This is a genomic window from Thermostichus sp. OS-CIW-29, assembly GCF_054058195.1.
In genome coordinates this window covers 38640-50570 of record NZ_JBSSAB010000024.1, presented here as the reverse complement: position 1 = coordinate 50570, position 11931 = coordinate 38640, and the positions used below count along the sequence as shown (strand labels likewise).

Below are 11931 nucleotides of genomic sequence, written 5' to 3'. Positions count from 1 at the left end.
CTTGGCTCATAAGTTCATTGTACTTCATCAAAGCGCATTCCTCCCGACACCGACCCTACGGGTACAGTGCGGGGCTCCTGCGATTTCTAGCTGAAGGGACAGGATCGCGCATCCAGGGTTCTCGAATAGCGATGGGACTTGTCGGGATCCCATCTAGAATAGGCGACAACCGGGCGAGAGAGGAGGTGAGCTGGCGGGTGACCTTCGCCCAGTGGCTGGGGCTAGGGGCGCTGTTGGGCCTGCTAGTTCTGCTTTGGCAGATCCGGCAGATCCTGCTGTTGGTGTTCGCGGCCATTGTGTTGGCAGTAGCATTGGATACCTTGGCCCAGATCCCACAGCGCTACGGCTTTCGGCGTGGCCCCTCAATTGTCATCACCAGTTTGACGGTTTTGGTGGCCGCGATCTTGGTGGGGCTAATCGTGGTGCCCCCCCTGGCGGAGCAGTTGCGGTGGCTGTTTACCGATGGGGTGCCCGCCGGGATCGTGCAAGCGCAGCGGCTGTTCGAGAGCTTGATTCTCTCTTTGCCGACGGATATTGAGCTGCCGACGCTGCGGGAATTGGCCAATAGCTTGGTGCCCCAGGCCACCGAGTTGGTGCGACAGGTGCGCGACTTTTTCTCCGAGTCCTTCACTGCCTTTTTTGGCACCCTGCTCAACCTATTGTTTGTAATCATCCTCACCATTTTGTTGTTGGCGGATCCCCAAGCCTACAGTCGCGCTTTTGTCTCGGTTTTCCCGGCCTTTTACCGTCCCCGCATTCGCTACATCCTCAAGCGCTGTGAGCTGGCGCTGCGAGGGTGGCTGATGGGGATCCTCTTCACCAGCACCTTGGTGATGCTGCTGAGTGGGATCGGGCTGTGGATTTTGGGGGTGCCCCTGATCTTGGCCAATGCGGTGCTGGCGGGATTGTTCAACTTCATCCCCAATATCGGCCCCACCTTAAGCGTGGTAGCCCCCATGCTGGTAGCCCTCACGGATGCCCCTTGGAAGTCCTTGGCAGTGCTGGGGCTGTATATCCTGATCCAGCAGTTGGAAAGCAGCGTCTTCACCCCCATCGTTATGTCCCGACAGGTGTCGCTCCTGCCCGCCCTAACCCTAGTAGCTCAAGTTACTTCAGCCTTTTTCTTTGGGGTGCTGGGCCTGTTCCTGGCCGTGCCTTTGGCGGCAATCCTGCAGGTGTGGATTCAGGAGGTGCTAATTCGGGATGTCCTGGATCCCTGGCAGGGATCCCGATTGCGGCCCTTGCTCAGGTTGGAAAGTGGAGAGAATGGGATCCAGAGCTCCACCCAGGATCCCATCCCGCCGCCGCAATCGGTGCGAGATGGTTAAGGGAGCAATGCTCCTGACTTGGCTCAGCCACACCAGCCTAGCTACGCGACCAAGAGAGCAGAAAGCGGTTCTTGCCCTGAAGGACTTGACCGGTATAAAGGCCCCGCACCGCTATCGCGAGCGAGAATCCAACAAGCGGCAACCGTGCGCCCAGGCAGAGGGGCATTGGGAGAACAGTGAGACCTACGGCCCGCTGCGCGAAGGGCATTCTATCAACTTTCTATCAACTCAAGGACTCCGTCCCGCTATTGCTCACCTGGCAAGGCCGGACTGTGGAGTCCCGGCGGGAAAAGCCGCAACCCCTGCTGGCGCACTCGCCGCTCCTGGAAAGGGATAGGGGTCACGCGCGGCAAAGGCGTAGCCACAGGCTGGGGAGTTGAAGTGGGCACAGCTTGCGGAGAGGGCTCTGGGCTGGGCTCAGGCGTAAGCTCAGGTTCGGGAGTGGCTACTACGGGCGGTGGCGTTGGAACAGCCGGGATCCCCTCTGGTGTCGGACGGGGGCGGCCCAGTTGAAAGCGCGGCTGGCGACGAGGTGCAAGCGTGGGCGTCGCCTCTGGCGTTGGAGTCGGAGTGGGTGTGGGCGTGGGCGTCGGGCTGGGTGTTGGCGTCGGAGTAGGAGTGGGCGTGGGCGTCGGGCTGGGTGTTGGCGTCGGAGTAGGAGTGGGTGTGGGCGTCGGGCTGGGTGTTGGCGTCGGAGTAGGAGCGGGCGTGGGTGTCGGGCTGGGTGTTGGCGTCGGAGTAGGAGCGGGCGTGGGTGTCGGAGTTGGCGTTGGCGTCGGAGTAGGAGTGGGCGTCGGAGTAGGAGTGGGCGTGGGTTCTGGAGTCGGGGTGGGCTCCGGTGTCGGAGTTGGGGTAGGGGTGGGCTGGGGCTGGACGATGGCCAGGGCCTCTTCGGCTTTTAGCTCCCCCCGAACCAGCTTGGAGAGGGTGTCTTGGCCGCCAGGGGTGTAGGTGATCTCGCGGGCGGCGCTGTTGAACACATTGCGGATGGGATCCCCTTTGCTGTCCACCAGTTCCAGCACCATCACATTGCGACCGGGCCTGAAGCCCTTCAGATAAAAAGACTCCCAGCGATCCAGCAGGCCAGATTGGCCGTTGAGGGTGTAGCGGATCCGCCAGTCCCGTGGCAAGTCACTCAACAGGCTCTCCCGCACTGGGGCATTGGCCAGCCAGAAATCCACCAAGATTGGCTCGGCCCCGTAGCTGCCTGTGGGGCGGTTGTAGGTGAGCAGGGGCAGTTGCGGCTGTGGCACGTACTCGGGGGTGGGAGCTAGCACGTGGAAGCTAACCTGGGCATAGGCTTCAGAGTTTTTGAAGCTCTCGTGCCAGGGTTTGCCGGCAAACACCCGCAGAGTATGGGATCCCGGCTCCAAATCCTTGAAAACGAGGGGAGCATCGGCATCGTAATGGGCGATGTAGGGCCGGTTGTCCAGCACCACGTGCAGATGAGGGCCAAGACCCAATTGCGGATCTTTGAAAAGTGGGTACCCTTGCACCGCGAAGCGAACGGTTACCTGCCGCTCTGGCAACACCTCACCTGGCTTGGGGCTGAGGATCTGAACTTGCGGGCGACAATACTGCAAATGGGCATCCAGCTTGGCAATCTCCGGGGGAACCGGCACGCGCTCTAGCTGGGGAAGCTGTTCCTGCGGGGGTTTAGGCGGGGATCCCCCACAAGAGGCCAAAACGAGGGCGGTCAACAGACAGATCCACCATCTCAACAACCCCCACCTTCTCAACCTGGCATTTCCCGCGTGTTCTTGCATGAGCCTTACATCCCAATGCTCTTTGTATCCTGCCGAGCCGCAGACAAGCCATCCCCACATTACCAGCATGTGTCCTTTGGGGAAGATCCCTTCCCCCGCCCTAGAATGGGATCAACTGGCCTGGCTCAAGCCGGGTCGGAGACACTTTTGAGGTCGTGTATGGCTCTGTTGGCGATAACAGCTCTTGCGGGCATGGATCTGGCCCAGTGGCAAGCTCTGCTCAACAACGTGGCGTTTGCCATTTCTCTGGGGGCCATGCTGTTCTACTGGGGTGGGGCAGCTTTTCCCCAGATGCAGCTTTTGGCCGAATTGGGCCTAGCGGGGATGATCGGGGCAAACTTGACGATGGCCGCCCTGTTGACGGCCCGCTGGATCGATGCAGGCTACTTCCCCTTGAGTAATCTGTACGAGTCTTTGTTTTTCCTGGCCTGGGGGATCACCGCTTTGCACCTGCTGGCCCTCCACTGGAGCCGCAGCCGCTGGGTGGGGGTCATGACTGCCCCAGTTGTAACCGGGATCGTAGCCTTTGCTGCCTTGGTGCTGCCGGAAGATATGCAGGTAGCCCAGCCCCTCGTGCCGGCTTTGCAATCCAACTGGCTGATGATGCACGTGACTGTGATGTTGCTGGCCTACGCGGCGCTGCTGGTGGGATCCCTTCTCTCCATCAGCTTTCTCATCGTCACTCGCGGTCAGGAAGTGCATCTCAAGGGCAACTCCCTCGGCCTGCAATTTCGCCCTCCCCAACCCCAAACCCATCCCGAATGGGCGGAAGCCACCCTGCCTTCCCCGGCTTCAGAACTGGCCTACGCCGGCCTCCGCTCCCCCCGTCCTGCCCCCTCGTCGGCTGAACTCCCCCCCCAACCGGCCCCCGAAGGGATCCCCTGGCAACGGCTGAGCCTGGCAGAAATCTTGGACAACACCAGCTACCGGCTGATCGGGCTGGGGTTCCCCCTGCTCACCATCGGCATTATTGCCGGCGCCGTTTGGGCCAACGAAGCCTGGGGTACCTACTGGAGCTGGGATCCGAAAGAAACCTGGGCTTTAATTACCTGGTTGGTCTTTGCCGCCTATTTGCACGCCCGCATCACCAAAGGCTGGCAAGGCAGACGCCCCGCCCTCTTGGCCAGCTTGGGTTTTGGAGTGGTTTGGGTATGTTACCTGGGGGTCAACTTTCTGGGCAAAGGCTTACACAGTTATGGCTGGTTTTTCTGAGGGAATTTTTCTCAAAAACCGGCCCGAGTTTATGGGTATTCTGGTGCTGGCAAGCCGTAGTGGATCCCTTCGAGGAGAAAAACGATGCGACTGTTCAACTACCTGATCTTGTTTTCAGCCCTCCTGGCCATTGCCCTCTTTGCCATGCAAAACGCCACCCCGGTCACGGTTACTTTTGCCCCCGGCGTCAGCGTTGAAAGCCCTCTGGTGATGGAACTTCTGGCATCTGCCGGGATTGGGGCCGCCCTCGCCTGGCTGTATAGCCTCTGGATGCGCGTACAGTTCAGCATCGAAGCCCGGGAAAAAAATCGGCAACTGCAGGAGAAGGAGGTCACCATCACCGAACTCAAGGAAATGGTGGTGGAGCTGGAAGCCAAAGTGAAGCAACTGCCCCCCAGCAAGCGCGCCGAACCCCAAGAAGACATCCAGGACGTAAAAGAAGTGGCCACTGAGGGATCCCCTGCCTAGAATCTCCAGGTTGACCCACAGGCCGTTGAGGTAGAATTGAACTTCTGCTTGCCCACTAGCTCATACTTCCTATGCAGGTCACACAAGAAAAACGCCCTGGCAGCCGGGTTGGCCTCAAAATCGTGGTAGAAGCCGACCGGGTGAAGCGCTCCTACGAAAAAACCTTGCGTCAACTGGAGCAGAATATCCAAATTCCGGGATTCCGCAAGGGCAAGGCCCCCCGCAATCTTGTTGTGCGGCAGGTGGGCCGCGAGCGCATCCTGGCCAGTGCTGTCGATGACCTAATCAACGAGGCCATTCAACAGGCTTTCAAGGAAGCTCAGCTCACCCCCATCAGTCGGTTCGAGCTGGATGACGAGGTGGGGCAGCTCTTGGCTCAGTTCAACCCCGAAGCAGACTTCAGCTTCTCAGGATATGTTGAGGTGTACCCCGAAGCCCGCGTTGGCCAATACAAAGGGCTGACCGTTACGGCAACCCGTGTTGACGTCAAGCCTGAGCAAATTGACCAGCTCATCGACCGATGGCGGGATCAGCGGGCCACCCTCTTGCCGGTAGAAGATCGGCCTGCTCAGTTGGGGGATGTGGTGGTGATCGATTTTGCAGCCCGCGATGCAGAAGGCAATCCCCTCGACGAGATGACCACCCAGGACTTCCAGCTGGAACTCAAGGAAGACAACTTCATCCCCGGTTTTGTGGCGGGCATCGTGGGCATGCAGCTCGACGAAACCAAGGAGATCGCAGCCACCTTCCCCGACGACTACTTCAGAAAAGAGTTGGCCGGGAAAACGGTTACCTTCATCGTCTGCCTGAGGGAGATCAAGGCCAAAGAGCTGCCCGAATTGGATGATGCCTTTGTGCAAGAGATCAGCAGCTTCCAAACGGTAGCCGAGTTGCGGGAACACCTGCAAAAGCGCCTCGAACAGGATGCCCTGAGACAATCCGAGGAGAACCTGGAAACCGCCATCCTCAACGCCATCTTGGAGACTACTGAGGTGGATTTGCCGGAAACCCTCATCGAACAAGAAACGACACAACTGCTGGCCCAGAGTCTCCAGGCCCTGCGGCAGGAAGGCATCAAGCCGGGGGAGCTCCGTAAGTTCTTGTCCGAGTTGCCTCCCGAAACCCTCAACCAGTTGAAAGAGCGCCACCGACCCGAAGCCATCGACCGGCTGCGGCGCACCTTGGCCCTGAGCGCCATCGTTCGGCAAGAGCAAATTGCCGTAGGTTCCACGGAGTTGGACGTGGAGGTGGAAGAGGTGATGGCGGCCTATGCCCAGCAAGGCCAAAAGCTGGATCGGGAACGAGTACGCCAAGCCGTCTATGAAAGCTTGCTGACCAACAAGGTGATGGCTTGGCTGAAGTCTCAGACCACAGTCAACTGGGTCGATAGCGAGGGGAATCCAACCCAGGCGCCCACTTCTTTGGCAGGCTCGGAGGAGAAGGTTGAAGTGCCAGAGGCCGAGTTTGAGGCCGATGAGCCAGAAGCAGAGGTATCTGGGATCCCTGAGGCAGTTGAATCCTCATCAGAGACGGCTACGGGGGCGGAAACGGATGGAGAAGCTGCAGCTGCGGAAGCCGAGCCAGCTACAGAAAAGGCTGTAGAAGCATCCCCTGCTGAAACCGTCTCAGCCTCTGCGGCAGAGGCAACGCTCCCAGTTGAGGAGAAAGCGGCAGAGACCGCTACAGAGATCCCGGCAGCAGAAAAGCCCAAGCCAAGCAAAAAGGACAAAAAAGGCAAGTAAACTACCCGACACCCGCGCTACGCGCAGGGTGCGGGCTTTATCCCAATCCCCAGCGGCCCCAGAGGACAGCTAAGTTTCGGAATTTCAGGCGAGTTTACAGTCGCCCCAAGGAGAGAGATTACTTGAGCAGCGTTATGGTCAGCATCCCCTTCCCACCCGCAGTGTCCACACTTGAACGACTTACCATTGCGGTAGGACTTACCCCGCTCAGGGTGGATGTGCAGGCATTTGTGGCAGGTCTGACTGGTGTAGGCAGGCGGCACCAGCACCACAGGTACTCCAGCAATGGCAGCCTTGTAGGCTACAAACATCCTGAGCTGGTAGAACGCCCAGTTGTTAGTCCTGCGCCGCTCAGCCTTACTTCGAGACTTCTGATTCAGGCAATCTCTGATGCCTGTCAAGTCTTCAAAAGCCAGTGCCGCACCAATAGCCTGGGCATCCCTGACCAAGGTTTTGCTGATGTTATGGTTCAGCCATGTCTGGTAGCGCCGTTCTCTCCCAGAGAGCCTTCTCAGCAGCCTCCTAGAGCTGCGAGTGCGTTTGGATTGAACCTTGGCGCGTACACGGCTGAACCGGTCACGGACGGCCTGGATGTGTTCTCCACTCCAAGAGCGTCCATTGCTAGCGGTGGCGATATCTCGCCTGCCCAAGTCAACTCCGATTACCTTGGGAGTTTTGCCGGTTAGGGGAGTATCCAGCTCAACAGCAATGTTGATGTAGTAGTCCCCTTGCTTGGTCTTGGACAGAGTAGCGCTGGTGGGCGTTTGCCCCCGCAGCAAAGCGATTTGATAACCGCCAATCTTGAGCTTGAGCCAAACCCGTCCGCTCATCAGGGTCACGCCCACGGCCTGGTCGGACTCTCGGTACTTAAAAGTACGAGCGTCCAAAGTCAGACTGGTGGGGCGGAACCTGTGGACTTGCTTCACCGCCTTGGCGTTGCTAATCACCCGACGGAGCGCCTGACAGACGTGGTTGGCTTTCAGCCCCGTTGCTGCTCTTACCGGTCGATAGACCAAGTGGTGCAGCTTAGCGGTGTTCCAGCAGTTCTTTTGTTTGGCGGTGTCGAGAATCTGGTTGCAAGCATTCGCAAAGCCCTGCAAAGTGCGGTCAATTTCTTGACGCAACTCTTGTGGGACTATCAGCTTGCAACGTACAGAGATAGTCTGGCTCATGGGATTATTGTAGTTTATCCAGACTTTTGACCGGCAAACCTATATAGAGGAGGGCTTTCCTCCCGACACCAAGCCTGCGGCTATGGTGCGGGCCTCCAGCCCGAAAATTTGGTGAATGCGCTGGGGATTTTCTGGCTGAGGGCATTTCCTTCAAAAGCAAGGGGGCGCAGCCCCTAGTGTTCCAAGTCGCAAAAAATAGATATCTACCACTGCTGGCAGTGGCAAAGGGGAGCGTTTAGGGTTTATCCTATTCGCAACATCTGCGAGAGGGCAGGCTGCCATGAAGGGATTTGCGCGCGTACTTGGGGCTTGGGGGATCCTCACCCTGATCGCCGGGATCTCGCCCGGCAGCGCTGTGGGCCAATCGGCCTTGCCTCCTGTGCCCATCATGCCCTCGGATCCCCAAGGTTCGTTTCCCGATCCAGGGATCCCGGCAGCCCCTTCCCCTCCCCGTGAGCCGGTCGGGCTGGATCTCCGCCATCTAGTGGGATTGTTCATCAACGAGTCCTTGGGTGCAGGCAACCAAGCTGCCGCAGTCAGTTACAACGACCTCTACACCCGCCTGTTGGCCCGAAGCTACGGGGATCCCCGCCCCCCCATTGAGGTGGAGTACGAGTTCATTCAAGAGATCCTGCGGGAGTATGGGGATCCCGCCGATCGTTTCTGGGATCCGCAAGCTTTTAAGGACTTGCTCAACCGTCCTCGTCCTCCCGTACAAGCCCGCGGGATCGGCCCGCGCCAGGTTTACTTGGCTGTGCCGGATCTCACCCCGGCCACAGCTCAGCAAATCCGCCAAACCCTCTACACCCAAGACTACAGCCAGGGCATTGTCCTCGACCTGCGCGGCTCGGTGGGCTACAACCCCCAAGTGGTGGCCGATGTGGCGCGCCTATTTCTGCCCCGCTCCGTCCAGCCGCTGCTGATTACCGAAGACCGATTCGGGCAGCCCACCCTCTGGAACAGCGAAAATCTGCCCATTGCCGCCGGGATCCCGTTGGCCGTTCTCGTGGATGGTAACACCCGCCAGGGGGCCACCCTCTTGGCTGCCCAGTTGGGATCCAGCGGTAGCACCCTTATCTTGGGACAGCCCACCCAAGGCAGCGAGCGACAAACCCGCTTCTTTGCTCTCCCCTCCGGCGCGGCGGTGGAACTGGCCGTGGCCACCTGGAAGACAGGAGATGGTCGCTCTTTGGAGCGGGGTCTGGTGCCCTTGCAGACCGTGGAAGGAGATGACAATGCTTGGCTGAATGCCGGCCTGCAAGCGCTGGCCTTGCCCCCCCGGCGACCCACCCTGCCCCCACGGCCTACAGTGCTGGTGCAAGAGGGTCGAGTCGGTCGCTTTGAGCTGGGCATGGATACCCGCAACGTGGATACCCACCTGCTGGGCAATGTCGATCAGATCCCAGCGGCCTCCGGAGCTAATGTGTTTCAGCCCAACAGCGACTTGAAGATCTTTTACCTGCAGGACTACATCCTCTTCACCTACCGTCATCCGGGCATTGTGGATAGCTTTTTCGCCAACCGCATCTACACCACCCACCCGGAAGCCATGACCGGCGAAGGGATCCGCATCGGCTCCACCTACTCGGAAGTGATCGCCGTTTACGGTGGGCCCGGCGAGAACGGCTACAACGAGGTGGTGCCCTATCCCAAGGGGAGCCGAGAGTATCTGCGCGACGACCGCTACTACGTCAACTACGATGCCCTGGGCCTGGCCTTTGCCTTTGAGGTGGGATCCAACCAGGTCACGGCCATTGGCCTGTTCAAGCCGGGGAGCTGAAGGCGAGGGCAACTGGGGAATCTCTGTTGGCTTGCCAGAGGGTTCGGGGATCCCGCCCATCTCCACGTTGTCCCCTGCCGGAGAAAAGTTAATCGATTGTTAATCTTTTTGTCCTGATCTCTCAACATCGCCCGGAGCGATGCGGTAGATTAGTGCAGCAACCCCCGCAAAGGGGATTTTTTGTGCCATCTACGGACTGTAGGAGAAGCTCTTGGCAAACGTCGTGGTTGTCGGTGCCCAGTGGGGCGATGAAGGAAAAGGGAAGATCACCGACCTCCTCAGTGAAAAGGCCCATGTGGTCGTCCGCTATCAAGGTGGGGTGAATGCAGGGCATACCCTGGTGGTGGGGGGCCAAACCTTCAAGCTACACTTGATCCCCTCTGGCATTCTCTACCCCGACAAACGCTGCATCATCGCCAGCGGCACGGTGATCGATCCCGAGGTTCTGCTGGCCGAGATCGACCAACTGCATCAATTGGGCATTTCCACCGACAACCTGTTCATTGCCGAAACGGCCCACGTTACCCTGCCCTACCACCGGGTCATTGACATCGCAGAAGAGGAGCGGCGTGGCATTTACCGGCTGGGCACCACCGGTCGGGGCATTGGCCCCACCTATGCCGACAAGGCCGAGCGCATGGGCATTCGCGTCGTGGACTTGATGTACCCTGACCAGCTGCGGGAGCGCCTCAGTTGGGCCATTCCCTACAAAAATGTCTTGCTGGAAAAGATCTATAACTTGCCGCCCTTGGATCCCGAGCCAATTATCGAGCAATACCTGGCCTATGCCGAGCGGCTGCGCCCCTATGTTACCGACGCTGCTCTGCTTCTCACCCAAGCCATCGAAGATCGGGAGAACATCCTGTTTGAAGGGGCTCAAGGCACCCTGTTGGATCTCGACTACGGCACCTACCCCTACGTCACCTCCTCCCATCCCATTGCCGGTGGCGCTTGTATTGGCGCTGGGATCGGCCCCACCAGCATTGACCGGGTGATCGGGGTGGCCAAAGCCTACACCACCCGCGTTGGCGAAGGCCCTTTCCCCACCGAGCTCAAAGATGAGATCGGGGCGTACCTGGGGGCAACCGGTGCTGAATTTGGCACCACCACAGGGCGACAACGGCGCTGCGGCTGGTTTGACGGGGTAATTGGGCGCTACGCGGTGCGAATCAATGGCCTAGACTGCCTGGCCATCACCAAACTGGATGTGCTGGATGGCTTGGATGAGATCAAGGTGTGCGTGGCCTACGAGTACCAGGGGCGGGAAATTCGTCACTTTCCCAGCGATGCCCGGGTTTTCGCCCAGTGCAAACCCATCTACGAAACCCTGCCGGGCTGGAAATGTTCCACCAAAGATTGCCGCTCCATCCAAGACTTGCCCCCCGAAGCCCATGATTACCTGAAGTTTTTGGCACAGTTGATGCAGGTGCCGATTGCCATTGTTTCTCTGGGGGCCAGCCGCGACCAGACGATCATTGTCGAAGATCCCATCCACGGCCCCAAGCGGGCCCTTCTCTACCCCAATGGTGGCAAGCGCGCCCACGCCCTCATGCCCGACTGAGTGGGCTCAAGAACAATTGGGAACAAGGGCAATCATAGGGCAATCATTAACAATGTAGTGATCAAATGCTCAGTAATGATCAATGTGAGTTAAGTTATGGTCATTTCAGGTTAGGGTGAAACGCCTAAGCTACGGAGAAAAGCCTTCCGGCCCTGTGCGTTCAACGTCTTAGGTGTGGATGCAGTGTCCTAGTTTATAGTCATTTAAGAGGGAATAAAACTGTTCCGTTGTCTTGCTTCCCAGCTCCTCACTGCCGAGCGAATAGGAAGCGTCTTAATCTAACTTGAAATGACTCTAATGGTTTGAGAAAAACAATATTGCCGCAGTTGGGCCAGTTCTACCTCACTGAGATCTTGCCACTGGCCAGGAGCAAGCCCCGCCAGAGAGAGGGGCCCCAGTCCAACCCGAACCAACCGCAAAGTTGGGATCCCAACAGCGGCAGTCATGCGGCGCACCTGGCGATTGCGACCCTCCCGCAGCGTCAGTTCCAGCCAGGTGGTGGGGATGGAGCGGCGAAAGCGGATGGGGGGATCCCGTGGCGGCAGGGTGGGTTCCTCAGCCAAGACTTTGACCTGGGCCGGGCGCGTTTTTCGCCCTTGGATGATCAGCCCCTGTTGCAGCTGTTGCAGGGCTTGGGGGGTGGGGATCCCTTCCACCTGAACCCAGTAGATGCGCTCATGGCCGAACTTGGGGTCGATCAAGCGGGCATTGAGGCGACCATCATCGGTCAGCAGGAGCAGCCCTTCGCTGTCGCGATCCAGTCGCCCCACCGGATAAACCCTGGGCACCGGGATAAAAGACTGGAGGGTGGGCCGTCCCTCTCGATCGGTGAATTGGGTGAGCACGCCATAGGGCTTGTAGAACTTGAGATAGCGCATGACACACAAAACAACAAAACTGTG

The 11931-nt window shown here is 58.9% G+C and carries 9 protein-coding genes; 6 read left to right on the top strand and 3 right to left on the bottom strand.

Annotation, left to right across the window (positions count from 1 at the left end):
- Positions 1–185: 185 nt before the first annotated feature.
- A complete protein-coding gene (locus tag ACVWZJ_RS09540) occupies positions 186–1328 on the top strand; it encodes an AI-2E family transporter (protein ID WP_238376832.1) in 1143 nt (380 codons plus the stop codon).
- A gap of 245 nt (positions 1329–1573) precedes the next feature.
- On the opposite strand, the gene ACVWZJ_RS09535 is transcribed toward ACVWZJ_RS09540, so the two are convergent.
- Positions 1574–3154 (bottom strand): hypothetical protein, encoded by a 1581-nt coding sequence (locus tag ACVWZJ_RS09535; RefSeq protein WP_457395916.1) that lies wholly within the window; start codon positions 3152–3154, stop codon positions 1574–1576.
- Positions 3155–3253: 99 nt separating this feature from the next.
- Between ACVWZJ_RS09535 and ccsB the strand changes: the two genes are divergently transcribed.
- From ccsB to tig, 3 genes are all read left to right on the top strand, one after another.
- Complete coding sequence (gene ccsB, locus ACVWZJ_RS09530; protein ID WP_011431756.1) at positions 3254–4306, top strand: c-type cytochrome biogenesis protein CcsB; 1053 nt, start codon at positions 3254–3256, stop codon at positions 4304–4306.
- Between the two features lie 84 nt (positions 4307–4390).
- The gene (locus tag ACVWZJ_RS09525) at positions 4391–4774 is read left to right on the top strand and encodes a LapA family protein (RefSeq protein WP_011431755.1); all 384 of its coding nucleotides are present in this window, start codon (positions 4391–4393) and stop codon (positions 4772–4774) included.
- A 71-nt stretch (positions 4775–4845) separates the two neighbouring features.
- Positions 4846–6516, top strand: coding sequence for a trigger factor (tig, locus tag ACVWZJ_RS09520; RefSeq protein WP_011431754.1), 1671 nt, complete (start codon positions 4846–4848; stop codon positions 6514–6516).
- Positions 6517–6533: 17 nt separating this feature from the next.
- Here tig and ACVWZJ_RS09515 read toward each other — a convergent pair whose 3' ends face one another.
- Positions 6534–7688: an RNA-guided endonuclease InsQ/TnpB family protein gene (locus ACVWZJ_RS09515; RefSeq protein ID WP_457395915.1), complete on the bottom strand. Its 1155-nt coding sequence runs from the start codon at positions 7686–7688 to the stop codon at positions 6534–6536.
- 280 nt (positions 7689–7968) lie between these two features.
- On the opposite strand from ACVWZJ_RS09515, the gene ACVWZJ_RS09510 reads away from it, so the two are divergent.
- Together ACVWZJ_RS09510 and ACVWZJ_RS09505 are read left to right on the top strand one after the other, a co-directional pair.
- Positions 7969–9468 (top strand): S41 family peptidase, encoded by a 1500-nt coding sequence (locus ACVWZJ_RS09510; protein WP_011431752.1) that lies wholly within the window; start codon positions 7969–7971, stop codon positions 9466–9468.
- Between the two features lie 211 nt (positions 9469–9679).
- On the top strand, positions 9680–11029 hold the full coding sequence (locus ACVWZJ_RS09505; RefSeq protein WP_011431751.1) for an adenylosuccinate synthase: 1350 nt from the start codon (positions 9680–9682) through the stop codon (positions 11027–11029).
- 278 nt (positions 11030–11307) lie between these two features.
- On the opposite strand, the gene ACVWZJ_RS09500 is transcribed toward ACVWZJ_RS09505, so the two are convergent.
- Positions 11308–11907, bottom strand: a complete 600-nt coding sequence (locus ACVWZJ_RS09500) for a pseudouridine synthase (RefSeq protein WP_041436950.1) — start codon at positions 11905–11907, stop codon at positions 11308–11310.
- Between the last annotated feature and the right edge of the window lie 24 nt (positions 11908–11931).

Bases quoted from the DNA above. Each gene is read 5' to 3' on its own strand.
- ACVWZJ_RS09500 (WP_041436950.1), bottom strand. From the start codon at position 11,907: ATGCGCTATCTCAAGTTCTACAAGCCCTATGGCGTGCTCACCCAATTC.
- ACVWZJ_RS09525 (WP_011431755.1), top strand. From the start codon at position 4,391: ATGCGACTGTTCAACTACCTGATCTTGTTTTCAGCCCTCCTGGCCATT.
- ACVWZJ_RS09510 (WP_011431752.1), top strand. From the start codon at position 7,969: ATGAAGGGATTTGCGCGCGTACTTGGGGCTTGGGGGATCCTCACCCTG.
- ccsB (WP_011431756.1), top strand. From the start codon at position 3,254: ATGGCTCTGTTGGCGATAACAGCTCTTGCGGGCATGGATCTGGCCCAG.
- tig (WP_011431754.1), top strand. From the start codon at position 4,846: ATGCAGGTCACACAAGAAAAACGCCCTGGCAGCCGGGTTGGCCTCAAA.
- ACVWZJ_RS09535 (WP_457395916.1), bottom strand. From the start codon at position 3,154: ATGTGGGGATGGCTTGTCTGCGGCTCGGCAGGATACAAAGAGCATTGG.
- ACVWZJ_RS09515 (WP_457395915.1), bottom strand. From the start codon at position 7,688: ATGAGCCAGACTATCTCTGTACGTTGCAAGCTGATAGTCCCACAAGAG.